The organism is Paenibacillus sp. FSL R7-0313, from assembly GCF_037969885.1.
In the GTDB taxonomy this organism is placed as follows: Bacteria; Bacillota; Bacilli; order Paenibacillales; family Paenibacillaceae; genus Paenibacillus.
Genome location: NZ_CP150219.1, coordinates 906,907 through 933,670 on the forward strand (window position 1 = coordinate 906,907; position 26,764 = coordinate 933,670).

The window sequence follows — 26,764 nt, forward strand, 5'->3', positions numbered from 1 at the left end:
CCTCCTTTACCACAAGCTGTTCTGGGATACTTTGCGCGATATGCCGTTGACGATAACCAGCAGGATCAGGTTGATAATGGAGTTGAAGAACCCTACTGCCGAGGAGAAGCTGAAATTCGCTCCGATCAGACCCACCTTGTACACATACGTGGAGATGACCTCCGAAGCGCTTGTGTTGAGTGGATTCTGCATCAGGTATATTTTCTCAAAGCCCACGCCCATAATGCTGCCCAGACTCAGAATCAGCATGATAACGGTGACTGGAACGAGCGATGGCAGGTCGATGTGCCATATTTTCCGAAGCCTTGATGCGCCGTCCATCTTTGCTGCTTCATAGAGAGATGGATCAACACCAGCAAGAGCTGCGATATATATTATTGATGAATATCCCATGCCCTGCCACACACCTGACCAGACATAGATCGATTTGAAGTATTCCGGGATGCCCATGAAATTGGTCATCGGGAAGCCGAGCAGTGTGAACAGCTTGTCTACCACGCCCACATGTGGGGAGAGCATCAGAATGATAATGGATACCATGACAACGGTGGAGATAAAATGCGGAGCGTAGGTAACCATCTGTACGGTCTTCTTGAAGTAACCCGTTCGAATCTCATTCAGCGCCAGGGCCAGCAGGATCGGAATAGGGAAACCGGCAATTAAGGAATAGAAGCTAATGCCTATCGTGTTTTTGATTAACAGCCAGAAGTTTGGAGATTGGAAGAAGGCCTCAAAGTGTTTGAATCCGACCCACGGGCTTCCCCAGATTCCTTTGACCACACTGAAGTCCTTGAAGGCGATCTGGACACCCACCATAGGGATGTACTTGAAGATCAACAGATACAACACCGGGGGCAGCACGAGCAGGTAGAGCTCCCAGTGTTTCTTGAGGCTTTTGATGAATGGATGCTGCCGCTTGGGCTCCACATGTTTCCTCTGCTGGAGTTCCATCTTGGCGGGTATGCTTTCCGTAGCTCGACTCATTTGCGTCACTCCTTCTACACCTCAAGTGTAATAATACATTACATTTACATCCCTTAAACATCCTTTTTTCTGTTCCTAGTTCCTTGTTCAACAAATATGATGTAAACATTCATATCAGGTAGCGCTTTCTTAATTTGATAGTACATCGCACGGTAAACTTTTATCAATTTGCAATTTTCTCCGACTTCTCTTTATTCCACAAACCCTTGTGTGACAAGCGATTGCGAGCCGTTTCTATTGGGAATTGTGTCCCTTATGTATGAATAAAAAAATCCCGGAGGCTGTGATATCTCCCCCGGAATTGACATGGCGTTCTATGCACTTGTGATCAATCTGAACGTATGTGTGATCGGTGCGACACTCGTTGCATCGGATTGTGGTAGTTCCACGAGAAGTCCGTCTTCTGTCTGCTGATACGAAAGTACGTCATCGCTACCGATGAGTTCGATCCGCTCTACCTTTTCCAGATAAGGAATGATTAACTGTGGTTGTACGGTCTCATTTTCGTTACGGTATATACGGAAAGCATATACGGTGTTGATCTCTTCTTTCTGGGTGAAAGCCCAGTCCTTCGTAAAATATGGCCCGCAGATCCGGGTTCCATAGACGCCTTCTCCATGAGCACCCAACCATTCACCGAGGCCCTTAATGCCTCGAATTGCCCCTTTTGGCAGACGCCCATCGGGTTGTGGTCCTACATTCAGCGCCAGGTTACCACCCTTGGACACGACTTCGAGTAGAATATGTGCCAGCTGTCTTCCCGTTTTATACTGATCATCGAAACCAAAAGCAAAGGAGTTGCCCACGGTAATACAGCTTTCCCATGGAATGTTCATCGGATGTTCCGGTATGGTCTGCTCGGGGGTAACGATATTCTCATACGGTCCACCGACGGTGCGATCTGCAGACAGGAGCCAAGGTTGTGTGGTCTGACGCGCCCGTTCCACGACTTCTCCCAGCCTGATATCCTGACCATGGCGACCTTCGCGCACCCATCCAGCATCCAGCCACAGACATTCGATTCGCCCGTAATTCGTCAGCAGCTCCATGATCTGCTCATGCGTGAACTCCACGAATTTCTCCCACAGCCACGGATACTTATGGGGATCATACGAAGGGCCTCGCCACATATGACGTCCACGCTCCATGCCCGGTGCCCAGTAATACGGGGTATGCCAGTCCGCTTTGGAGAAATACGCTGAGATGCCGAGTCCTTTGGCACGAAAAGCGTCAAATAGTGATCGACAGATGTCCGCATACTTATGGGTATGAAAAGGCGTGTCCTTACCCGTAATCCGGTAATCCGTCGTCTTGGTATCCCACATGCAGAAACCGTCATGGTGTTTGGTGGTGAACAGGAAGTATTTGAACCCGTTATCTGCCGCCATCTGTGCCCATTCCTCGGGCTGGAAGCGAATCGGATTGAAAGTTTTGTTCAGATCAAAATATTCCCGCTTGAAGTCTTCCATGTCATCCGTCCAGTCGATGTCATCGCGCGACCAATCGCCGTCCTCATCGCTCAGCGCCCAGGATTCCACGAGGCCAAGCTGAGAATACGGCCCCCAGTGCATCATCAGCCCCAGCTTCTGGTCTTTGAACCACTCCAGCCGCTCATTCAGCAGCGGGTCCTCCGGCTTGATCCACTCTTCCTCTTTGCTAAAATTGTGCACCCCGGCTTCGACAATCTGCTCTTCCTGTTCCAGTACGGTTTCTTTGGTTTCGCTCATCCTGTTTCATCTCCTTCGGATTAGATAAAAGATAAACCATGCATGTTACGCCTGGTCACTCCGAGTGCAGTACCATCTTTCGATCGCTGTTATCCCCGGATTTTTTTGATTTCACTTTATAATTGTTGGAAATCCGGTGATAAAGGCGAGCGCTTCGCTTCTTCAGATTGGTTCTGCCCTCTCCGTTTTGGCGTAAACGGTTCGTTTAACTGTTAAGGGGCGTAGTAACTTTGTTATTTCGATTGCGGTGCCATCTTCAATTAATATGAAGCCTTATTTCCCTCGTTTCTATAGGGAAATCCACGGGCAGAGAGCGAGCGCTTCGTTGTTTTGGATTAGTTCTGCACTCACCATTTTGGTGTAAACGGTAAGTATTATAGGACGTCTCTTCAACTTCAGTTTAGGAAGATATACGATGATGGATGTCGGCGCGTTCATAACGTCTTGAATTCCAGACTGGCTGATCCTGGCGAATGGGTAAAGTTTTTTTAAGGAACTCAGGGCGTCTTATTTAGCCTTTTGGTCCTCTTTTTAAATTGTAAGGAACATGAGACACCTTATTTCCCAAAATTAGCTGATAAAAACGCTGTAAACTGCTGTTTATTCTTATATAGCGTGTGTCAGGTTCCTTAGATTTCGGCTAGCGCTTCGAATCCTTGAATAAGATGCCTCAGATTCGTTAGCGCTCGCTCTCTACTCTGCTCCAACGACGAGCGGAGAGGACGAATCCACGCCCGCCCGGAGCGGAGCTTTTCATTGAAAGGGAGCGAAGTGCTCATAACCTTCAATGAAACGGGAGTAGTAAAGTATCAACGTAGCGTAAAAACGGCATACAATCCTACCTTTACAGCGTGATTTCGCGGCCTTGACGGGCTGATTCGTAGATGGCACAGAGCATTTTCATCACTTCGACGCCGTCCTCGACGGGGCTAAGTGTTTCTTTGCGGCCCAGCGTACTATCGATAAAATGGTTGATTTCATTGCGGAATGAGCCCATAAAGTCGAATGATTTGAAATCTACCTGTGGAGTCATGTTCAAAATGGTGTTGAATTTCTCGCCAATAATCGAAATTTCCGGCTCCAACTCGGCACCGCCCTTGTCACCATATAACTTGACCGAAGTCTCATCCGCTTTGGCATGGAGTGTGAAACTGACATCCACGAGCAGGCTCGCGCCGTTCTCGAAACGAATCAGGGCATTCGCCATGTCCTCAACGGTGTTTTGCTCCGCGTCATAGTCGGCTGCTTTGTAGAACGAAAGATTGTTAATGTTCGAGCGGTTCCCCAATCGGTTGGACACGTTAGCGGAGACGGATTTCACCTTCGGTCTACCCATCAGATACCAGCAAATGTCGATCACATGCACCCCGATATCGATCAGTGGGCCGCCGCCGGAGCGGTTGATATCCGAGAACCAGCCACCCGGATTGCCCAGACGACGCAGGCTGGAGGCTTTGGCATAATAGATCTCGCCCAGTTCACCCTCGTCGATGAACTTCTTCAGAATTTGTGCATTGTCGCTATAGCGGCGAACAAAACCAACTTGTAGCAACTTTCCGCTGCGATGGACCGCTTTTTCTACTTCGAGGGCATCCTCCACCGTTTGGCAGAGTGGTTTCTCACATAACACATTTTTGCCTGCGTCCAGAGCAGCAATGCTAATCTCCGCATGGGAGTCGTTCCATGTACAGATGCTGACGGAATGAATCTCGGGCAGTGCGAGCAATTCTTTGTAATCGGTAAACACATGAGGAGCATTATATTGCTTCGCAACTTCTGCGGCACGTTCTGCATTCAGGTCGCAGATGGCGTATATTTCAACGTCTGGATTACTGGCGTAGGCTTGCAAATGGCAATCGGATATTGATCCGGCACCGATGACGGCGACTTTCAATTTGGACATAGGGCTGATTCCTCCATCGTTTTCATATGAATTGACTCAAGAAATTATAATATTCGGCTTAACGTAACGACGGTGAATGCTTGGACTTTCGGCCGCTGTTGTCTGCAAATTTCTTTTATTGACCGCTCTAGCGGTTGAAATCCGCAGACAAAGGCGGTCGCTAACGCTCCTACAGTTCCAAGCTTCCCCTCTGTTACTCACGCCTTCTTTAGAATTTGATTCAATTTATTTCATTTAAAACAAGTACGCAGCCCTATGCCTCTTCCCATAGGCGGCGGACATTATCCATAGCAATACGTGAGGCGGTTTTGCAATCTTCCATGCCTTCAAATTCTACCGAGATATATCCGTCATACCCGGATTGTTTCAACACACGGAACACCTCAGGCATGTCGATATCGCCATGGCCCACAATGGCACCGCGCAGGTAATTGCCATGCGAGGTTTGGAACCAGCCTTCACCGGGATTTCGGTAGGAAGGTCTCCAGTAGAAGTCTTTGGCGTGTACGATCGACGCGTACGGAATGTTATTTTTTACGGCACTCACCGGATCTTCATCCACACAGAGGAAATTGCCGACATCCAGCGTGGTCTTGAAGTTACTCCGCGCCGTTTCGTGCAGCACACGCTGAATTCGCTCACTCGACTGCACATAGTACCCATGGTTCTCGACGCTTGTTGTGATTCCAAACTCCGCTGCATAATCGGCTATCCGCTGACAAGCCTTCACCAGTATCGGCAGATCGATCTCGAACTGTGCTACGGTTCCCTCTGGTGCAGGGCGGAAAGCCACATCATGACGCATCAGCTTCACTCCTAGCGCAGCCGCCACATCCACATGTCGCATCACATTCTGGATCTCTTGCTCCAACGCTTCCGCGTCCTCCTGCACAGCAAAGTTAGCACCGATGGCATAATTGGAAATATCGATTCCTACCTCTTTTGCCACAGCTTTAATCTCATCAATCAACTCCGGATTATCGATCAGACTGAATCCCATCGGGACAATCTCCACATGTTCCCCGCCCTGATCGGCAATCCAGCGAATGGCATCCGGCACGGTTAATTCTTTGCGATCCAATGCTTGTTGCATACTGTAGGTGCTGAGTCCAACTTTCATTTTTCCTCATCCTCTCATGTAGTCAATGTCCATACCCAACGTATACCTTTTTCCGGCGGACACGACAATTCTCAATAATCGTTTGGCTCACCTATTTTCCTTTTCCTAGCCCAAATCCGGTGTATCCACAAACGTTACGGCCACTTCAGACGTCTGATGAAGCTCGAATACGATGATTTCATTCTCACCTTCACGAAGGAGCGGGGCTGGTACATATAACGTTTTTTGCGGCCCTTTATTCCAGTAGCGCCCCAGATTGAATCCGTTTACAAATGCAACCCCCTTGGTCCAGCTATCCAGGCGCAGAAAAGTATCTCTTACATCCGTGATATTAAACTCTCCTCGATAAAATGCTGGTCCCTGTACTTCATTAATTGTTTCGTTAATTGCTTCGTTAATCACATCACTAAATTGCAAACCCGACAGATCAGTTAATGGCAGACAATGAATCGTCCAATCATATAAAAATTGAAAGCCATGTCGCACACCCTCCGTAATCCCCTTCGGATCTCTCAGGTACGGGCCATAATTGATTCGCCCCATATTTTCAACAAGGATCAATAGTTCTGCGCCCTCTGGCGGTACTTCAAAAGAAATCGATACTGCTGTATTCCCCCGTTCCAGCACGCCCTGAAATTGCCCATTAACAAACACAAGCGCACGGTCACGCACCTCCTGAATCACCAGTTCCTGTCGCTCCCTCGGACCGGATACTCGGGTTTGATAACAAATAAATCCATAATCTTGACCCAGCTTCTCCATCGGTTCTGGATTCGTGCGTTGCAACGGGGCTGATATCCGGTCCATCTGCGCCAGTAAGGATGCCTGCTGAGTCAACTCCACTCGCCCATAAGCGATGGTCCCCTTCGATTCTGGCAGCACAAGCTCACCCAGATCTTCGTTGCTATACCGAGCAATAAGATTACGTACGGCATGGAACTTCGCTGTCGGCTCCCCGGATTCGCTGAGCAGTGAATCGTAGTCGTAACTTGTAATTGTGGGTTCGTATTGATCCTTCTGCTGACAGTTCGCCCCATTGTAAAATCCAAAGTTTGTTCCCCCGTGGAACATATAAAAGTTAACCGAAGCTCCTGCTCGAAGCATCTCCTCAAACACAACAGCCACATCTGCGGCTTCTCGGGTATGATGCGACTCACCCCAGTGGTCGAACCAGCCGTTCCAATACTCCATGCACATCAAAGGTTCGCCCGCCTGATATTCACGCAGCTTGGCGAACGCTCCCTCCGTTCCTGATCCAAAATTGACTGTAGCCAGATGCCCCGCCACTGATCCGGCTTGCAGCATGTGGTCTGTCGGCCCGTCCGAGGTAAATAACAACACATCCATACCTCGCTCCACCATGCCATCACGTAAATATTGCAGGTAACTCGCGTCATTCCCGAAGCTGCCGTACTCATTTTCAATTTGCATTGCAATGATCGGCCCACCATGGGTGCTCAGAAGAGGTTTCAATTTGGGCAAAAGCACATCATAATAACGATCCACATTCTCCAGGAATTTTGCATCATTACAACGAAGACGGATATCATCAGCAAGCAGCCAGGCAGGTAATCCGCCAAACTCCCACTCGGCACATATATAAGGACTTGGACGAACAATCACATTTAGACCCACATCTCCCGCAATGCGAATAAAACGTTCGAGATCAGCCATGCCTTCAAAACAATACTGCCCCGGCTGCGGCTCATGAACATTCCATGGCACATACGTCTCCACCGTATTGAAACCGCAGGCTTTCAGCTTGAGTAACCGATCCTCCCAATAGTCGGGGACCACTCTGAAATAATGGATGGCACCCGACAAAATCCGAATGGGCTCGTCATCATACATAAATTGTGAACCTTTATACGTCAGCACCGCCATTTTACAACCCTCCCCGCTCGCTCAGATATATGCCTAACCCGGACAACGTAGGGTACCATCTAGATTCATGAATGCTTAATCGCATCTTTCTCGATGTGACCTGTGGGAAACAGCAAATTCGCTTATACCCCACCACCGTCCCCGTGTAAAACGTTTCCCAACCACCATCTGCCCTCTGCGACTCCAGTGTAAAACGCTCAATCCGTTGGCCTGTCTGGATATGTTCCATCAGCACCACCCGGTCAAATGAGCGTTCCCCCTGCAAATCCAGCTCGATCCAAGCCTGCTCGGTTCCTTCGTGCGGACACCAATACGTCTCCCGTCGTTCCGTCAGCACCTCCGATACGGCATGTTGTTCATCCATCGTCTCTGATGCTTTTACTAGCGCCTGCAAGGCCAAATTTTCCTGAAAAATGGTACGCAGCGAATCTCCCAATTCCTGTAGTCGCTCCACATCACGTTCGTGAATGAGACCACGCGTATCCGGTGGCAGATTGAGCAAAAAGGTGGCGTTGCCCCCCACTGCGCCGTAATAGACGGCCAGCAGTTCTTCCAATATTTTGACCTGATCATCTTCACTGGCATGATAGAACCATCCTGGACGAATTGAGGTATTCACCTCGGCAGGGTACCAGATCAGTTGGTCACCTTGGGAACGAATGACCACCCGGCTTCCCAAATCACTGTCCTGCGTATTAATCCTTGTGGCAAACTCACCATCATCCACCTGTTGCGATTGCTCCTGAATCTTCTCATTATCCTGCATATGCGCTGGCACAACGCTCCATTCCGATTCCCGCGTATGCCCCGCCTCATTGCCACACCAGCGAACATCCGGGCCACATACCGAGATGACAGCTTCGGGCTGAAGTTCACGAATAAGCGCATAATAGGCGTCCCAGTCATACACCTGCCTTTTGCCATTCGGACCCTCCCCACACGCGCCGTCGAACCATACACAAAAGATATCGCCATAATTCGTGAGCAGCTCGCGCAACTGTTGGAGGAAAAACTCGTTATATCTCGCCGAATCTCCATAAGTGGCTTCATGCCGATCCCAAGGAGACAGGTACACGCCAAACTTCAATCCACCCTCACGGCAGGCATCGGCGACTTCACGAACCAAATCCCCGTCACCGTTCCTCCACGGACTGGCTGCAACCGTATGCGCTGTAAACTGGCTTGGCCACAAACAAAATCCATCATGATGCTTACATGTCAAAATCAGCCCCTTCATCCCGGCAGCCTTGCAAGCCTGCACCCATTGCGCTGCGCTCAGTTCAGAAGGATTGAAAATCGCCGGGTCTTCATCCCCAGTGCCCCATTCCCGATCCGTAAATGTATTTACCGTAAAATGAATAAACGCGTAGAACTCCATCTCCTGCCATCTCAGCTGGCGTTCGGATGGGCTGACCTGTGCTGCGGACTTAATCCATTCGGCTGGTTGCAGTTCATAATTCATGGCGTATCACTCCTTTTATTTAGCGCATCCCTAAATCATTGGACCACCCTTGCTTGGACCGCTACTCAGTGCACTACTGTCCATGAATGGCTGTGATGCAAGCAATAACTGCTGCTTGGCTCGAGCGATAAGCTGCGAATCTGCGGGATGGTCGAAGCTTCCTTCACGGCGTACGCCTGATCCCATATGTATCTCTGTGATACCCGTCTGACTCACTAGCGTTTGAATTCCCTCTATGGTGACCCCCGACCCTGCCATGACAGCGATGTTCAAGGTTTGCCCCAATTGCTGAAGCTGTTTCAGTTCCAGTATGGCTTCAGGCGCTGTCTGTTTCCCTCCCGATGTAAGCACACGCTCCACGTTGCCCAATGTGTTAATGGCCTTGAGCGCCTCAGTCAGACTTGTGCTCACATCCATTGCACGATGAAACGTAACCCCTAAATCCTGAGCTTCGGCCATACATAATTGCATGGATAGGAGGTCCACTTCACCAGCTCCTGTAAGAGCACCGATCACGATACCAGCGGCTCCAAGTTCCTTCGCCACGCGGATATCCCGGGTCATGGCCTGGATGTCATCTGCGCTATAGCGGAACGAGCGGCTATGCGGACGGATCATGACATACACTGGGATGGAGACTTGGGACAGCACTTGCTCCATGAAGCCATAACTGGGGGTAAGTCCTCCTTCGGACATCGCAGACACCAGTTCAATCCGATCAGCCCCTCCCTCCTCAGCTGCCTTGGCATCTTCCACATTCACAGCAATGACTTCCAATACAGGCTGTCTTCCCATAAGGTCGCTCCCTTCACTTCATCGTAGATTATTCCTGAACCGTTAACCCGTATCGATAGACATCACTCGAACAGCACACAGCCTGATCCATGACATAAAGGACCGACTGAACGCTTCATCAGCGCTCCTGCGGTCCTTCTTCATCATTATTTGACGATGTTCAGCTTCCAGATTGCAATCTGCAAAGGTTGACTGTCCTGAACGATATATGGTTTGTCGGTAATGATCTTCATGATTGGATTCTCCTTTGGGGACCGGAATGGGCTAGCAAATAGAGAGCACAACGGATTTCATCACTTTAAATAATGAGTTTTGTTATTTTTGTTATTTATAATGTTATTATCAATTAGCAATAGTCTAAAACGTTAGGATCAGAACGTCAATACAAAAAAAGACACCCAGAGGGTGTCTTCATGTCTTGGATAACCTTCTGGTTATCCGAGCTTTTTCTATTTTCTACGCCGAGCCTTCGTCATTCGATTAAACATAATCAGTGCAGCAATAATCATGGCTATCATGGCAATATTACTCGCCACTTCTTGTGATAGTCCGAAAAGAACTCCCAGGTTAGTCACCAGGCCTCTTACAATCAGCGCCACCACAACCAGCAGGATTGGACTCAAAAAATTATAATTTCTCATTCCTCGCAACACTCCTGACCCCATTGTTCAGAACTACGAATCTCATAACACTATCATAACAGTAGCTATTCTGTGTTACAACAAAGGACACCCGCGTACAGTGTCCTTTGTCATATACCAACGTATTCTGCTTTTGATGAACAACCTTTCGATTGCTCTTATCACCTGATATTTCCGATTATCTTCTATACCTGCTTGAATTCGATCCAGTCAATCTGGAGACCTGGTTTGGTGAAGTCCAGTTTCAATTCATACAGTCCTGCTTCAAGATCTACTTTGACAAGCTTCTGTCTGATCCATTTGCCTTCCGTACCATTCGTTTGAATGGTGGTCACCAACTGGTCATTCAGGAGCAGGTTACATGCACTTTGAGCCAGTTCCGGCTCAGGGGACATGATCTGTACGATAATCCGATAATGGCCGGCCTCGTCCACTTTCATGTAGACCGGTTCAGCTACCGCAGGTTTCACCTGTGCGTTCTCAACCAGATCCTGAGTTTGTGTAGCAGATAGGGAAGCATTCGCTTGGAAAGAAGCGACGTTCTCCACGATCTCGTGTTTTCTACCTGACACCGGTGCATTCATGATGAACTTGCAGATGTTGATTGCGGAGCGTTGCAGCTCTCCACGCGTCAATGTTCCATTTTCCAAGGATTCAATCGTGTTGTCGTCCCAGCCATTGATCTCTGCGCCGTAGTTCGGTACAACCATGTAGAGATCATTCTGCGCACGAATCATCCAGTTCGTGTATTTGCGATCAGCTTCTCCACCTTCGGTCACATCATTCATAATCGCCCACCAGTCGGTCATTACGATTCCTTCGAAATTCCATTCGCCACGCAGAATTGTGGTGTTCAGGTCGTAGTTGGATGCCGCCCAGTGTCCGTTAACCGGGTTGTAGGAAGTCATGATGGAGTTTGCTCCGCCTTCTTTTACGGCGATTTCGAACCCTTTCAGGTAAATTTCACGCAGTGCACGTTCGGAGACAACAGCATCTACTTTACTGCGGTGTTTCTCCTGGTTGTTGCAGGCAAAGTGTTTCAGTGTGGCATTGGAACCACCCTTCATAATACCTTTCGTACACGCTGCGGCAAATACACCCGAGATCAGCGGATCTTCGGAGAAGTACTCAAAGTTCCGGCCATTGAGCGGGCTCCGGCGGATATTTAGTCCAGGTCCGAGCAGGGTATCCACCTGATTTCTCAGCAATTCCTGTCCTTCCATCACATACAACTCTTCAACAAGATCCTTGTTCCAAGTCGCCGCAAGCAACGTACCAATGGATACCTGTGTTGCCTTCTCGCCACTATCCATACGAATACCGGACGGGCCATCTGCCGTACATGCTACCGGAATACCGTAGTTAAACAGGCTGTCGCTGACACCACCAAATGCAGATGCTGTTCCTGAAGTAACGAGCGGACTGCTCATACCTTCGCCACGGACAATCGCCGCCAGATCCTGATCACTCAGTTGAGCGATGAAGGTTTCCAGACTCACTTTGCCAGCTTTAACGTCACTCAGCTTGTGGCCTTGGTTGCCCGTCTGCTCCAGCGTTTGCGGGAGATTCTGCTCAATCCGGTTCGCCATGGATATCTTACGTTTCGGTACTTCTGCATAAGTCAGTTCATAAGATCCATCTTCCTTGCGCGTACCTGGTTTCATCCGTGTAAAATCTTCAGTTGGGGCCATCGCTTCTTGCAATTGCTCCACCAATTGAAGAGATTCAATACTATAGCCATCCTGGCCATCAATGCTAATGTGCTGCACTTGTTTCACACTGGTTCCTACATGCAGTCGGTATGTGCCTTCTTCCAGAACGTATGCTGAAGCATGACCTGTAACACCCGCATCATCGTAAGATGCCATCGCATGGATCGGGAAACTGATCGTCAGAAGTTCTGACTCGCCCGGCTGCAACAATCCTGTTTTTCCAAAAGCCACCAAAGCCTTCACCGGTTGTCCCAGTTTGCCTTGTGGTGCTTCATAATAGACTTGCACAACCTCTTTGCCCGCATATGTTGTACCTGAGTTGGTCACATTTACACGAACTTCAATGTAGGTTTCGCCGTCTTTGGACACGGATTTTGCTTCTTCGTGCTGGGCCAAAAACGTCGTATAAGACAGGCCGTAACCGAATTCAAACTGAACGCGCTCAGGTCGAAACGTTTCGAAATAACGATAACCTACATAGATATCTTCCTGATACAGGTTCTTGAACTCATTGCCATAGTTGCTTGTCGAAGGGTAATCTTCAATGGAATATGCAATCGTATCTGTCAGTTTACCGCTTGGTGTAACGTCCCCCGCCAGCACATCGGCAATCGCGTTGCCACCCTCCATACCGCCATGCCAGGAGTAAATTACGCCTTGGATTGGATGTAGATACGTTTCGTTTAACCAGCTCATGTCGATGATATTTGAGACATTCAACACAACGATTGTGTGTTCAAATTGCGAAGTAACTTGCTTCAACATCGCTTTCTCATCTTCTGTCAGTTGGTAACTTCCTGGCGCATCCGCATTATCCTGGTCTTCTCCTGCTGTACGTCCAATCACGATAATGGCTTTGCTGGATTGGCTTCTAGCCTGTGCAACGAGTTCATCCGTCAAAGGCATTTCTTTCTGATTCCATGGCTCGGCCGCCCATACTTTTCCGCCATCATTAAATGGATTTTCCTCGATCCACTTCTCATAGACAGCTGCCAGTTCTTCATTCACCGTAATATTCTTTTTGCTGCGAAGACCATCCAACAGATTTGTTGTATAGGCCACATGAACGCTACCGCCTGAACCCGTGCCGCTGCGATAATAATTGACTTGAATCCGACCAAAAACTGAAACGTTTTCGTTTTCACGAAGTGGAAGCACTTGGCCTTCATTTCTGAGTAAAACGGCTCCTTCTGCGGCAACCGTACGACTAAACTCTGCAAACCCTTCCAATGGAACTCCGATTTGATGTGTGCTCAATGATTTCCCTCCTGATTGTCATCCCCATATCTACGAATCGCTATATATAAAATGAACTATATAAATTAAACTAAGGAATATTTACACTGGACACTCCGATGACAGAATAACCTTCCGATCGCTGTTATCCCCAGATTTTATGAATCCCCCTTATATGGGTAAAATCCGGGGATAGCGTATGCTTCCGATGCAGCTTTCTTTCAGAAAGCTTTTAGGCGAACACTTTCGCTTCTTCAGGTTTTTTCTGTCCTCTCCGTTTCGTGTAAATGTTTAGTTCAATTTATATAACAAAACGTACACTCATTTTATATAAAAGATATTCTATGATCTGGTAGATTCACTTGTACCTAGTCTCATATTAACAGATTCTATAGAAGAAATTAAATTAGATTTGTGCTTTATTTATTTAATTAAAACATGTCCAGGATTAGCGGCATAATAAAAAGCCACGGACATCTGTTGTCCGTGACTTTTCTTGATTTTATATTACTCATATTAAGTCGTAAGTTTCGCATACACCAGGAAGAATAACATTTCTTCGCCCATGATGACATAACCCGGAACCTGGTAGACCAGATCCACAAGGACAAATGCCACAAGCAACCCTACCATGACCGCCAGATGACGCGGGCCCAGCCGCAGATGTGCGTGTCTGTAGCGATGAAACACAAGGGAAGTTGACAAGAAATACAACAGCGTTGATCCAAATACAAACCCTAGCATGAACACATAGTTTAACTGATTCTGATATAACAGCTGAATTGAAGCAGCGATCATACTCATGGAGATGTAGATGAACAGATGGCCGTATATGATCGCTTGCCCGGCAGTACGGATCTCTTTGCTGACCTTTTTCTCCACGTTGTCGAAGTACTGCCACCACATCGCAATGACAAAGATGGACGTAAAGGCGGCAAACAAAATCGATTTCATATCCCAATGATCGGCTTGCAACACAGCGATAATGCTTACCACCGATTCACCCAGCAGGATAAGTGTAAAGAGCGCAAAACGTTCCAACAAGTGATGGGTCTGAACGGGCACTTTCACCAAGTTTTTGCGTCCGATCAGGGGAAGCACAATATCAACGGCAATCCCCACATACAAAATCAAGTAGCGCAACCAGGAATCGAAGAATAGTGAGCCCGATGAGATTAATATCCCAATAAGGAAACAGATGCCCAAGTAACGAGCCGCTTGCTGCTGATGCTCGCCTTTTGACTTGTGAGCCGTCAGATACTGAATCGCCGTAAATGCCCTTGAGCCGATATATCCAATGAAGAAGGACAGGTAGTATTGGTCAAAATGGGTAGAAAGGCTCGCCGTCATGACCATCACGGACAGAAGCTGAAGGATGAGAAATATTCTATGGATCAGGATGTCTTGACCATAGCGGTTAATAAACAAGGTCTGACCGACCCATGCCCACCAAACAGGGATGAAAATAAGCACAAACTTCATTAAATATTCAAACGTAATTACTCCGTGTTCGGCATGTAACAAGACATGACCCGCTTTGGAGACCGCTGCTACAAAGAGCAGATCGTAAAACAGCTCCAGCCAGGTAACCTTTTTCTCCATCATCCTTCGTTGCTCCTTTGGTTATTCTCATAATCTAACGTCAGCTATATAAGTTGAACTAAAGATGATTCACACATACACTCCGATGACAGAATAACCCTCCAATCGCTGTTATCCCCAGATTTTTTTGATTCCCTTTTCCTAAGGAAAAATCCGGGGATAGCGTATACTTCCGATGTAGCTTTCTTTCAGAAAGTTTTTAGGCGAACGCTTCGCTTTTTCAGGTTTTCTTATTAATTCGCAGCTGTAGCAGGTGCGAGCGTTCTTACCACAATTGGTTGCAGATTGTCCTCAATTTGAGGGCGGTATTTCTCAAACCACTCTGGCAGCATCAATTTTTGTCCAAGCGAGTCAGCAGGTTCATCTTTGGCAAAGCCCGGAGGATCTGTAGCAATTTCGAACAGAATGCCACCAGCTTCTCTGAAGTAAATTGCGTTAAAGTACTGACGATCCCGAACTGGAGTCGGTTGGTACCCGTAATCACGTACAGCTTCGCTCCACTGTGCATGCTCCTCATCGTCTTTTGCGCGCCATGCAATATGGTGCACGGTTCCTGCGCCGCCCATACCCAGAGGTATACGGGTCACTGGAACATCTACGACATTACCGATATCCCCGCTGGACCGGAAACGAGCATACTCATCATTTTCACTCACTCTGACAAATCCCATGATTTTTTCAAGAGCATCCATCGTTCTTTGCGGATTAACACTGAACAGGACAGCACCGCCGAAGCCTTTGATCGCTTTATCTGTTGGAATTCCTTCATGCGCCCAAGTGCTGGTTGCTCCTTCTTCCCGTTCAACGAGCTCAAGCCGCAGGCCTTCGCTATCTTCGAATTGAAGCAGCTCTTCATTGAAGCGACTTGTTTTGGTTACCTCAATGTTATACTGTTCCAACCGGTTCTGCCAGAAGCCAATCGACCCAGGAGGAATGACATAGGAAGTGATGCCGACCTGACCTCCGCCAATTTTGCCCCGTGGTGATCCAGCCGATGGGAAGAAGGTAATGATGGTACCCGGGCTTCCGTGCTCGTCTCCAAAGTACAGATGATATACATCAGGTGCATCGAAGTTAATTGTTTTTTTCACGAGACGAAGTCCCAAAACTCCGGCATAAAAATCAACATTGGCCTGTGGATCGCCTGCGAAAGCTGTAATATGGTGAATACCTGCTGTTTGAATAGTCATGATTAATTCCTCCTTGGTTTGGTAAGCATGTTTTAAATTGATTAGGTGTTAGAGATATTTGAGTTAGTTAGTTGATTTATAGTAAGTTTGCATTATCTTTAAATTAAGATATATGATCTAGCGAATTATATGCTAGTCGTTATTTTGATTGGCCTGTTCTTGTTTCAATTTATCAGGAGTCACGTCATCGCCGTTTGGATCATAGATGGTTGCATTCAGCAGAATGTCGTTGACCGAACCGCGAAAAGTTTGCAGGTATTCCTTGCGAAGACGAGCCTGTTCCTCTTTCTCCATCTCCGTCAATCCGCCCTCTTTGGCTTTTCTTGAAAGTTCATTTATTCTGGTCAATGTTGGGATCATCATCTTGATCTCTCCTCATGTAATGGATTAAAGATATTTGTTCTTGGCTGTTATTTATATTCAAATTAAATATCTTAAGTTAAAGATAAATGATTTGTGATCGGTTGTCAACTCTTTTATCTAAACTAAATTAAATGAACTTGCTTCCCGCTCTGTGTCATATTGCTTCAACTATGCACTCCACAAAAAAAGGGCTAGCTCCGCAGTAATTTCACTTACTACGAACCTAGCCCTACATGTATTTATTTGATTAGCCCAGCTTTTGACCACAATTTGGACAGAAGTTGGCTCCTTCATTTTTGGCTCCACAGTTCGGGCAGAAGTTTGGCTTTTTGTTGCCTTCTGTAGATGAAGAGTTACCTGAATCACCGTTGCTATTTCCCGCTGGCATCTGGTCGTTATTTTGATTCGAAGACGAATTGGCATTGTTGTTCTGGTTCTGGCCTTGGTTCTGGTTCATGTTTTTCATCATTTCATTGGCCATGTTCATACCCATCATCATGCCTGCCATATCCGAGGCCGCCCCGCCGCCCTGCACTTTACCGGATGAGATGCCGTCTGTCATGCTGACCTGCTGATACTTTTGCAGATTACCAATCATCTCATGCGAAGCGGTCTTCGTAATCATATCTTGAATCTCTTTCGGATAATTGAAGCTCATCACCTGGAAACCGGTAATCCCAATGCCGATATCCATCATCTGCATATCCAGATCTTCCTGAATACCTTTGGCAATATCCGATGCATTGGCTTGCAGGTTGAACATATCCTTCCCTTCACGGCTAATCCACTTCATTAGAAGCTGATCCAGCACGGAAGTGATTCGGATTTTGACATCCTCCACCAGATAACTCTGCTTAATGCCTGCAATCTTATCGATCAGGGTGACATAGTCACTTACTTTAAAATTAAATGTGCCGTTGGCCCGAATCGGCATCCCACCCGGGAGTTGTGGTGTTGGAATCAATACAGGGCTTTGCGTGCCCCAGCGCACGGTGAACTCTTTCGTATTTACAAATAGTACTTCGACCCGCATGCCGCTGTTGAATCCGAATTTGAACCCTTTTAAGGTAGAAAGGAACGGAATGATCTCGGAATCAATATTAAACGATCCTTCGTCCTCGAAAATGCCTTCCACTTTACCGTTATTCAGGAAAATCGCGTCCTGACCGGAGCGGATGATCAGTTTACTCCCCTTCTTGATCTCCCGGTTGCTCCACTTCCAAAATATCATGTCATCTCTAAACTCTTCCCATTCCACCACATTCGAAAATTGATTTCTGAAAAATCCCATATTCGTTTCCATCCCTTCTATTTAACATAATTCGCAGACTCCGTTACTAAAACGAACCTCTACTTCCACTGTGTGAATGACCGCCTCGGGAGGTACCTCCACCTCCACCGCCTCCACCATTGTTATTGTTCTTCTCGATTTTGCGCTTGGTTACGGTTGTACGGATGTAACGATCCTGACGATCAATTACACTGGAATTGCTTGAATCCTCATAAGTCGCACGATTGACCGTGACACGCCCACCGGAACGATAAGTCATCATACCAACAACAATACCACCAAGGACCACCGATACTCCTAACTGAAACCAGCCGTTGAACAAAATATTGTTCGGATTCACACCGGGTTCATACCCCATATATTTGTAAGAGAGCTCAATATATTTCTCAAATGCGAGTTTATAATCTCCGCTGGACAATTCAGAGGTAATTCGGGTACGGATCGCATCAAGCCGCTGATCGCTGAGATATTCTTTAGCCTTATAAAATCCAGCCAGATACACTTCGCGATTATTCATATCCATCGTCAATATGACAGCATTGCCAAATTTCTTGTCGTACCCTAACCCCTGCTCATCATAAAAATCTTCCGTTAAGAGCATAACATCCTTATTCTCAACATTATTCGTTGTATAGATAACAAAGTCCGTCTGCCGTTCCGCGCCATACTGATTCGCAAGTAGATTCAGTTCACTTTTCTCCTGCTCACTCAGCAGGTTGGCCTCATCGTAGATGAGATTTTTGTTCTCCGCTGCGGATGCCGATGACATGGGAATCAACGGAGCGACAAGGGTTATCATAAGTAAAATAAGCGTAGCGATCACGGCCAGAGGGGTTCTTTTTCTCATAAGAATCCACCTCCCATCATCCAGGAAACCAGCTTCAGTGATAGCAAGGAAACCGCAGAGACTCCTGCGAACCATCCAGCTACTTTGGCTTTGCTGATCGGCGGTTTACCGACCACTTTACCTGTCTGGCCATTCATGGCAAAGGTATACTGCGCACGATTATAGTCATAGTTGACCATCCACACCGGGAGCAGCACATAGTCTGCATTTTTGAGCGTAGTATCAATCTGTTTGTCCGTGTAGCTCACGCTGCTATATCCGGATACGGTTGAAGCAATATAAGAATCAATGTACGATCTCGTTTTATCCTTGGCCCGTGGAAAAAGTTCCTCGTCCGTATAACTGTATTTTTCCGCAATGTACCCCGCCAGATACGGGGTCTTGAACAATTTCAGCTGATTATATGGGAAAGGCTCCAGCTTATCCATCAGTTCATCCTTCATTTTCTCCGACGCATCAATGGGCAGATTCACATAATTCAGCCGAATTCGGCGGTATATATCAAAATGCTGTGTTTCCGTGTAATGGTAGTCGCCCTGGGTGTAAGATCTGACCTTGGTGCCACGACCATGCACTTCGATTTTATTATGTAACTCGTACAACCAGAACGGCACGTACATACCAGTAATGCTCTGAATACGATCGGCGGACATGAAACCACTTGGCGTTAAGAGGCCGTTTTTGCACCACTTTTTGAAAGCCTGCTTGGCTTGATCCTTGTTGATCGAAAAGGGAATCACCATCGCGGGGGCCAGATTGCCCGTCAGCCGATCACTGAGTACAACCGCTGCACCGCAGAAACTGCATGTCGTCGCACTGGTCTCCGGCTCCGTGACAATGTCAGCTCCGCAACTGTTACAGTGGTATTCCTTGACCTCATTCTCCGTAAACACTTGTCTCTTCAACGGATCTGGAATCTGCTCTATGTTGTCCTGTCGGCCGCAGCTGGGACAGGATAATGCACCTGATACACTGTCAAAGATCATACCACTGCCGCAGTTGGGACATTTATATTCAATAACCGGCATCTGCTCACCTCAATGTTAACGAAATATGATTCTAATTGACACTGTAAACTTCGCTGGCAGAACAAACTTCCGATCGCTCTTATCCCCGAATTTTTTGATTACCCTTTGTATGGGTAAAATCCGGTGATAAAGGCGCACGCTCCGCTTCTTCAGCTTATTTCTGCCCTCTACTTGTAGTGTACAAGTTAAACTCACTTCTTCAGCTTTTCATGAATCGCTGCGAGTTCTTCCTCCGCATTTGGCGACGTATTTTCATTATTACCCGCTTGGGCGTTCATGTCCCTCTCCAACTGGGCAATTAATTCGTCCAAATCATCTTCCTGTGCCCCAGCTCGAAGTTCTGCCAAAGCCTCTGCTTCGTTCAGCGCCTGGTTCGCCTTGTCTTCCATGGCCTTCAATGCGGCATCAGCTCTGCCCGCAGATGCATTCCGTTCATTAGCCTGTTGCTGCGCCTTTGCATCTGCCATGCGACCTTTCAGTTCTGCATGCCTTGCTTCCAGTTGTCCCAGATCTGCAACCAGTTTATCGTTCATATGCTTCATCATCTTGGCTTTGGCGGAAGCACGTTCATAGGCGGCTTGTAATTCATTCAATTTGTCAGCAAGCTTCACTTTCTTCTCCAGAAAACCACGTGCCTTATCTTCGTCTCCCGACTCCGCTGATTTCTCAGCGTACCGCTGTAATTTCTTGACCTCGGTACTGCACTCATCCAATGCTCGCTTCGCCCGGCTCTCATCTGACAGCACCGCCGTTGTCTCAGCCTTCACCTGACCCAGATCACTGCTCAGGCTTCGCATATACTCATTCACGCTCTTCTCCGGGTCTTCCGCCCGAGATAACATGTGGTTCACATTCGCCTTCATCACGTCTCTAAACCTCGATAAGATTCCCATTACTTGTTCCTCCTCCGAAAAGTTCATATGTATACTATAATACATGAATACACCCACATACGTTTCACATTTCACGTTGGCAAGTGGAGTCCGTACGATCCAAAGTCAGAAAGTAATGGAGTAATAAAAAAAAGACGAGCACCTATAGTGTCGCCTCATGACCTTGTATAAACACACAAAAACGTAAGTACTAACCCTTTGCCCGCACTCTACAAATCCCTACCTAACTATGGCTCCACCGGAAGACTCTCCACCGCTGTGAAAAACACATCCAATAGTTCAACTTTGTACGTAATGCGGACGTATTCTGTGATTAACGCCACATCCTCTTCCCTTTGATACTCCAGACATGGACGGCCCTCACTCCACAGTACCCTGCACGAAAACTTTCCGACAACATCCTTAATGATGTGATCCGGCTCCGCTACTTTATGAATGTCTCCCATATGAAATCTCCTCATTTCTCTACACTTATCGTGTGCAATTATGCATTAATTTTGAAATACATAACGATTCGATTCAGTGTACTTCATCACATTCCACTCGGGAGAGTTATGAAGGCATATCAAACAGGCATTTTGCAGACACAACCGTGTTGGTTCCCCCATAGGTGCCATTCCTTCGTAAGTTGGCTATAATAAGGGGATCAAAGTTTTCTATAAAGGCAGGAAAATTATGCGTACACGAGTTCACTTTATTGCTCCCTACGAATCGATGATTCCTATTATACAAGAGTGCATTCCTCGCTTTCCCCAGTTAACCATTCAGACGGACGTGGGCGACTTGGCAAACGGTGTGGAATTAGCTACTCAAGCTGAGAAAAATGGTGCAGAGATTATCATCAGCCGCGGCGGAACCGCCCAATTGATTAAAAAAGCAGTGACCATTCCCGTCATTGATGTGCAGTTATCGGGCTATGATATGATTCGTTCACTTACACTAGCAAGCCAGTTTAACGGCCAAACAGCCATTGTTGGCTTCTCCAACATCACCTCTGGTGCACAATCCATTATTGATCTGATGGATCTGCCCCTCAAGGTCTATACCATACATAGCTCGGAAGATGTGGCACGATTGCTCTTGGAGTTGAAGGCTTCCGGGTACCGACAGATTGTCGGAGATGTGATCACCGTCAACACCGCGAAGACCTATGGTCTGGAGGGATTGTTAATTCAATCTGGCCAGGAATCCATTCTTAGAGCGATGGAGGATGCACAGCTAGTCTACCGTTATTTGAGTAAAAATCATGCGATATCGATCATCCTGAATGACCTGGTTACACGGGAACATCCGAATTTACTTATTTTAAATGAACGGAATGAAGTGGTATTCGAGAACCTGACTGATTTTGAGAAAAATCCGCTGACCGATAATCACATGTATCTGACCAACACCAGTCTGGAATTCCATCAATCCCAGATCCAAAATGTGTTCATGGTGGACGATTACCAGCTCACGGTTAATGCCTATGAAACAACCCTGGACAACAGGAACTACAAGGTATATATGCTGGAAAAAGGACAACCCTATGCCTTTGCACAATTTGGCATAACAACGTTCACGGACGCATCGATGGAGCCTATTGTTGCTGAATCCCCTGCCATGCAGGCGGTATTAAAGAACATTCGGGCACTTTACGAGCATCATGAACCGATCTATCTGCTGGGTGAAGCGGATTCCGGTAAATCTTTTCTGGTCAAACATATTCATCAGATGTACTCCGGTGGCGGACTGTTATTACAGATGGATCTCTCGCAAGTTCCGCCCGGTCATTTGCACAAGATACCACTCGCCAAGGTTCGAAATGTAGAGATTAACCACATGGAAACACGTATGGAAGATCCGGAGTTGCTCTCCTTTATCCAGAACTGCCTTCAAAATCAGATTGGGGTATTTATACTCGGGGAACAGATATTGAACCCGCATTGGTCACTCGATCTGGAGCTTAATACAATCATGATGCCAAATCTTGCGGATAGACCCGAGGATCTGGCTCCACTGATGCAGCATTTCCTTACGGGTTACTACCAGCAATACGGAACTACTGCGGTGAGAATAAAAGAAGATGCACTGCAGCTGATCCAAGATCAGATCACACATATGAATGTCAACCAGCTGAAACATCTGATCAAGCAGGCTGCACTCAATGAACAGGAGTATGTAATCACCACGGCTACCTTATCCCGCTTGCTGGATCAGCAGCCTTCTTCAAGCCCAATGAAGTTGAACGGTACGCTGAAGGAGATTGAGAAGGAAGTTATTCAGTTCGTGCTTCAGGAGGAAAATAACAATCAATCGAAGGCCGCAGAGCGTCTGGGGATTAACCGGGCCACATTATGGCGTAAACTTAAAGATTAACTTTAAGTTTGCGTCTTTTTTATCGTCTTTATATGTTGCATTTTTAAACAGTTTACCGAGTATTTAAAATTTACAATAATTTATTGTTGCTATATTAAACGATATGGGATAACATAATCCCTGCAAGCGCTTCATAAAAACGATTACTTCATAAGGAGCTACTACTATGAACATTAAAGCAACTTTAGATCGCATCCCTGGCGGTATGATGGTCGTTCCCCTGTTACTTGGTGCAACCATCAATACATTCTTCCCGAATGCTCTGCGCATTGGCGGATTCACGGAAGCCCTTTTTGTCAACAGTGCCAGTACTTTGATTGCCCTGTTCCTGTTCATTGCGGGTACACAGATTACGTTTAAAACAGCAGGTTCCTCTGTCGGCAAAGGTTTGACCTTGCTTACGTTCAAATGGGTGATTGGTGCAGCCCTTGGTTTTATCGCTATTTTGTTTGCGGATTCAAACGGGTTATTTCTCGGCCTTGCCCCGCTTGCCATTATTGCTGCGATGACTAACTCCAATGGCGGTTTGTACATCGCACTCGCTGGTCAATACGGTAAAGAAGATGACAAGGCAGCCTACCCTTTCCTGGCACTCAGTGATGGTCCATTCCTGACCATGGTAGCGCTCTCCATCTTTGGTGCGATGGGTTTTGCCAACGGCATGTTCTCCCCTATGGCCTTTGTTGCGGTATTGCTTCCGCTCATCGTTGGTGTCATTATTGGTAATCTGGACCGCAATCTGGCGGGGTGGCTGCATAAAGGCAGTGACAAACTTGTTCCGTTCTTCGCATTTGCTCTGGGTATGAACATTAGCTTCTCCTCCATCATTCAAGGTGGTCTTAGCGGAATTTTACTGGGTGTGTTGACCGTGCTATTAACGGGCGGAATCGGTTTCCTGCTCTTTAAAGCCATTGGCTGGAACCCCATCGTTGGTGCTTCCGAAGGTTCAACAGCCGGGAATGCCGTAGGTACACCTGCTGCCATCGTGGCTGCTAATGCTTCATTTGGCCCGATTGCCGAGATTGCTACGGTGCAGATTGCGGCGAGTGTTGTAACGACGGCCATCCTGTTGCCAATCTTCATCGGCTTCCTCTCCAAACGACTGGAGAAGTCAGGTGGAGTCGAGAAATACAATCAACGACCAACCACATAAATGGTTATCACCTGATCCGATATGCTTAATCTGTGCCAATTGATGATCTGACGGACTTATTATGAAATTTTGCTTACAAGGAGGGATGACTGCATGAAATTAGCTATTATTGCAGATGATTTGACCGGTGCCAATGACAGCGGGGTGCAGCTTGCCCGTCATGGCTTGAAGACCAGTGTTCTTTTTAATATGGATGAAGGACCTCTTACACGATATGATGCTGTCGTCTTTGATACAGATAGTCGTTCCATATCCTCGCAAGAAGCGTATGATCGTGTATATCGTGCTGCTGAATTGCTGACAAACAATGGATTTGAGACGATTTTCAAAAAAATGGACTCCACCATGCGCGGTAATATCGGTATCGAGATTGATGCTGTATATGATGTCGTAAAGCCGGACTTTATGATGATTGCCCCGGGTTATCCAAAAAATAACCGGACGATACTAGAAGGAATTCATTACCTGAACGGCGTTCCGCTGGCAGATACTGAAATTGCCCATGATCCGAAGACACCTGTAACGATTTCCTACCTTCCGGACTTATTGAAACAACAGACCAAGTACGAAGTTGGCGAGATCACCGTCGCCGATCTGGAAGGCGGGCAGAATCATATTCGCACCAAACTGGAGCAGTTGAAAACAAATAACATCCCGTATGTAATGGTGGACTCCACCGAAGAACGCCATCTGGAACTGATTCTGCAGATGACCCACGAGATGGATTATACCTTTGCTTGGGCAGGTTCGGCAGGCATTGCCAATTACCTCCCCGCGCATTACGCGTTGGAATCCAGAGCTGCTTCACTTGATATCCCGGAGAATTCCGGTCCCATCCTCACGGTAGTAGGCAGCGTAAACAAGAATTCCCGTGAGCAGCTGCATCGCTTGATGCGCAAGTCCCGCGTAGCTTCAGTCTCTTTCCATTCCTTCAAAGCGGTATCTGCAACCGCAGACCGCACGGAAGAGATGGAACGTGTCTATAAGGAGGTCCGCGACAAAGCGCTGGAAGGACAAGATGTTGTCCTCTACTCCACCGCTGAACAGGTGGATATCGAACTGGCACGGGCAACGGGCGAAGTTCGTGGTCTCAATCACACGGAAGTCAGCAACCAAATTGTACTCGCGATGGGTGAGATCTGTGCCAGACTGCTGGAAGAGGGACTTTTCAAAGGGGTATCCATGACCGGTGGCGATACGGCAAAACAAATCTGTCTGAAATGGAATATTAGCGGCTTCGAGCTGCTGGATGAGCTTGAAATCGGCGTGCCGATCTCCAAGTTTATAGGGATTGATGATCTGCATGTGATTACCAAAGCAGGCGGATTCGGCAAACCCGATGTCTTTATTCATGCGATTCAAAAATTAAAAGGGGGTATTCTTGTATGAAACCTACAATTGGAATTACGATGGGCGACGCAGCAGGTATTGGACCGGAGATTATTATGAAAGCACTGGGTCATCAAGAGATGTACGATCAGTGCAATCCACTCGTGATTGGTGATGCGAAGATTCTGGAGCGTGTGCTGCCGGTTATCGGATCAACGCTGAACGTCCATGCTATTCAAGAGCCTTCCGAAGCCAAATACGAATTCGGTACTGTAGATGTGATCGATCTGAATCTCGTTCCAGCGGATCTGGAATACGGTAAAGTATCTGCCGTGGCTGGGGATGCAGCATTCCAGTTTCTCGCCAAAGCCATTGATCTTGCCAAAAAACAGCAGATTCACTCCATCTGCACCGCGCCTTTGAACAAGGAAGCTCTGCACCAAGGGGGGCACCTGTACCCGGGACACACCGAGATTCTGGCGGATCTGACGGATACGCAGGACTTCTCTATGATGCTGACCACGCCGAATCTGCGCGTTATTCACCTGACAACACACATGGGTCTGATCGATGCCATTGCAAGTATCAACCCGGAAAGAACGTACACCGTTGTGAAGCTTGCTCATGATACGTTGAAAAAAGCAGGCTTTGAGAATCCGCGCGTTGCCGTATGCGGAATCAACCCTCATGCCGGAGAGAACGGCTTGTTCGGTAATGGTGAAGAAGAAGAGAAGCTGCAGCCCGGCATTGAGCGTGCACAGCAGGAAGGCATTAACGTCGTTGGTCCACTCCCGGCGGACACACTCTTCTTCCGCGCTGGTCGCGGGGACTTCGATATCGTTGTAGCCTGCTACCACGACCAAGGCCATGCGCCGATCAAAGTAATGGGCATCGAGGAAGGCGTGAACATCACCGTTGGCCTGAAAGGCGGCATCATCCGTACATCCGTTGACCACGGTACAGCCTTCGATATCGCTGGCAAAAACATCGCCGATGATAAAAGTATGCTGGCTGCCATTCGCTCTGCCATTGAGCTGGCGCCGAAGGATCAAGTTTAAGAGTAGCCGGTATACGGGGCACAAGAGTAGTTCTGGTTGTGCCACCATCACTAGGTAGACGTAATCTATATAATAGAAGGAAAAAGGCAATCCCTTTGTAACTTGGAGGGTTTGCCCTTTTCTATATATTCATATATTTGTGGCTATCGCCATTCATGCAGCACATCTCCATGGACATTTCCCGATCA

General features: G+C 47.3%; 21 protein-coding genes. 4 read left to right on the top strand and 17 right to left on the bottom strand.

Annotated elements, in window-relative coordinates; translation table 11 throughout:
- Nucleotides 1-6 precede the first annotated feature (6 nt).
- The 17 genes from NSQ38_RS04010 to NSQ38_RS04090 form a co-directional block, all read right to left on the bottom strand.
- The gene (locus NSQ38_RS04010) at nt 7-951 is read right to left on the bottom strand and encodes an ABC transporter permease subunit (protein WP_223868815.1); all 945 of its coding nucleotides are present in this window, start codon (nt 949-951) and stop codon (nt 7-9) included.
- Between the two features lie 347 nt (nt 952-1,298).
- Entirely contained in the window at nt 1,299-2,711 is a 1,413-nt protein-coding gene (locus NSQ38_RS04015; protein ID WP_339787271.1) for an alpha-L-fucosidase, read from the bottom strand.
- 844 nt (nt 2,712-3,555) lie between these two features.
- Nucleotides 3,556-4,614, bottom strand: coding sequence for a Gfo/Idh/MocA family oxidoreductase (locus NSQ38_RS04020; RefSeq protein WP_339787274.1), 1,059 nt, complete (start codon nt 4,612-4,614; stop codon nt 3,556-3,558).
- Nucleotides 4,615-4,867: 253 nt separating this feature from the next.
- On the bottom strand, nt 4,868-5,734 hold the full coding sequence (locus tag NSQ38_RS04025; RefSeq protein WP_339787276.1) for a sugar phosphate isomerase/epimerase: 867 nt from the start codon (nt 5,732-5,734) through the stop codon (nt 4,868-4,870).
- Nucleotides 5,735-5,839: 105 nt separating this feature from the next.
- The gene (locus NSQ38_RS04030; RefSeq protein ID WP_339787279.1) at nt 5,840-7,618 is read right to left on the bottom strand and encodes a glycoside hydrolase family 35 protein; all 1,779 of its coding nucleotides are present in this window, start codon (nt 7,616-7,618) and stop codon (nt 5,840-5,842) included.
- A gap of 1 nt (nt 7,619) precedes the next feature.
- Complete coding sequence (locus NSQ38_RS04035; RefSeq protein WP_339787281.1) at nt 7,620-9,080, bottom strand: alpha-L-fucosidase; 1,461 nt, start codon at nt 9,078-9,080, stop codon at nt 7,620-7,622.
- Between the two features lie 30 nt (nt 9,081-9,110).
- Nucleotides 9,111-9,875, bottom strand: coding sequence for a copper homeostasis protein CutC (locus NSQ38_RS04040; protein WP_339787284.1), 765 nt, complete (start codon nt 9,873-9,875; stop codon nt 9,111-9,113).
- A gap of 449 nt (nt 9,876-10,324) precedes the next feature.
- Complete coding sequence (locus NSQ38_RS04045) at nt 10,325-10,516, bottom strand: hypothetical protein (RefSeq protein ID WP_017691199.1); 192 nt, start codon at nt 10,514-10,516, stop codon at nt 10,325-10,327.
- A gap of 185 nt (nt 10,517-10,701) precedes the next feature.
- The gene (locus NSQ38_RS04050) at nt 10,702-13,485 is read right to left on the bottom strand and encodes a glycoside hydrolase family 3 C-terminal domain-containing protein (RefSeq protein ID WP_339787287.1); all 2,784 of its coding nucleotides are present in this window, start codon (nt 13,483-13,485) and stop codon (nt 10,702-10,704) included.
- 495 nt (nt 13,486-13,980) lie between these two features.
- Nucleotides 13,981-15,069 (bottom strand): low temperature requirement protein A, encoded by a 1,089-nt coding sequence (locus tag NSQ38_RS04055; RefSeq protein WP_339787290.1) that lies wholly within the window; start codon nt 15,067-15,069, stop codon nt 13,981-13,983.
- A 230-nt stretch (nt 15,070-15,299) separates the two neighbouring features.
- A complete protein-coding gene (locus tag NSQ38_RS04060) occupies nt 15,300-16,256 on the bottom strand; it encodes a ring-cleaving dioxygenase (protein WP_339787293.1) in 957 nt (318 codons plus the stop codon).
- Nucleotides 16,257-16,388: 132 nt separating this feature from the next.
- The gene (locus NSQ38_RS04065) at nt 16,389-16,616 is read right to left on the bottom strand and encodes a DUF896 domain-containing protein (protein ID WP_076333539.1); all 228 of its coding nucleotides are present in this window, start codon (nt 16,614-16,616) and stop codon (nt 16,389-16,391) included.
- 250 nt (nt 16,617-16,866) lie between these two features.
- Nucleotides 16,867-17,910, bottom strand: a complete 1,044-nt coding sequence (locus NSQ38_RS04070) for an SPFH domain-containing protein (RefSeq protein WP_339787296.1) — start codon at nt 17,908-17,910, stop codon at nt 16,867-16,869.
- 46 nt (nt 17,911-17,956) lie between these two features.
- A complete protein-coding gene (locus tag NSQ38_RS04075; protein WP_339787299.1) occupies nt 17,957-18,757 on the bottom strand; it encodes a TPM domain-containing protein in 801 nt (266 codons plus the stop codon).
- A complete protein-coding gene (locus tag NSQ38_RS04080) occupies nt 18,754-19,785 on the bottom strand; it encodes a hypothetical protein (RefSeq protein ID WP_047841485.1) in 1,032 nt (343 codons plus the stop codon). Before NSQ38_RS04080 ends, NSQ38_RS04075 begins: the two co-directional genes overlap by 4 nt.
- A gap of 191 nt (nt 19,786-19,976) precedes the next feature.
- On the bottom strand, nt 19,977-20,678 hold the full coding sequence (locus tag NSQ38_RS04085) for a PspA/IM30 family protein (protein ID WP_339787302.1): 702 nt from the start codon (nt 20,676-20,678) through the stop codon (nt 19,977-19,979).
- A gap of 227 nt (nt 20,679-20,905) precedes the next feature.
- Entirely contained in the window at nt 20,906-21,124 is a 219-nt protein-coding gene (locus NSQ38_RS04090) for a hypothetical protein (protein ID WP_338589967.1), read from the bottom strand.
- Nucleotides 21,125-21,353: 229 nt separating this feature from the next.
- On the opposite strand from NSQ38_RS04090, the gene NSQ38_RS04095 reads away from it, so the two are divergent.
- The 4 genes from NSQ38_RS04095 (at nt 21,354) to pdxA (ending at nt 26,576) form a co-directional block, all read left to right on the top strand.
- On the top strand, nt 21,354-23,036 hold the full coding sequence (locus NSQ38_RS04095) for a PrpR N-terminal domain-containing protein (protein ID WP_339787305.1): 1,683 nt from the start codon (nt 21,354-21,356) through the stop codon (nt 23,034-23,036).
- Nucleotides 23,037-23,202: 166 nt separating this feature from the next.
- Nucleotides 23,203-24,189, top strand: coding sequence for a 2-keto-3-deoxygluconate permease (locus tag NSQ38_RS04100; RefSeq protein ID WP_338589963.1), 987 nt, complete (start codon nt 23,203-23,205; stop codon nt 24,187-24,189).
- A 93-nt stretch (nt 24,190-24,282) separates the two neighbouring features.
- Nucleotides 24,283-25,578: a four-carbon acid sugar kinase family protein gene (locus tag NSQ38_RS04105; protein WP_339787308.1), complete on the top strand. Its 1,296-nt coding sequence runs from the start codon at nt 24,283-24,285 to the stop codon at nt 25,576-25,578.
- Complete coding sequence (gene pdxA / locus NSQ38_RS04110; RefSeq protein WP_339787312.1) at nt 25,575-26,576, top strand: 4-hydroxythreonine-4-phosphate dehydrogenase PdxA; 1,002 nt, start codon at nt 25,575-25,577, stop codon at nt 26,574-26,576. The genes NSQ38_RS04105 and pdxA overlap by 4 nt, the downstream gene beginning before the upstream one ends.
- Nucleotides 26,577-26,764: the final 188 nt, after the last annotated feature.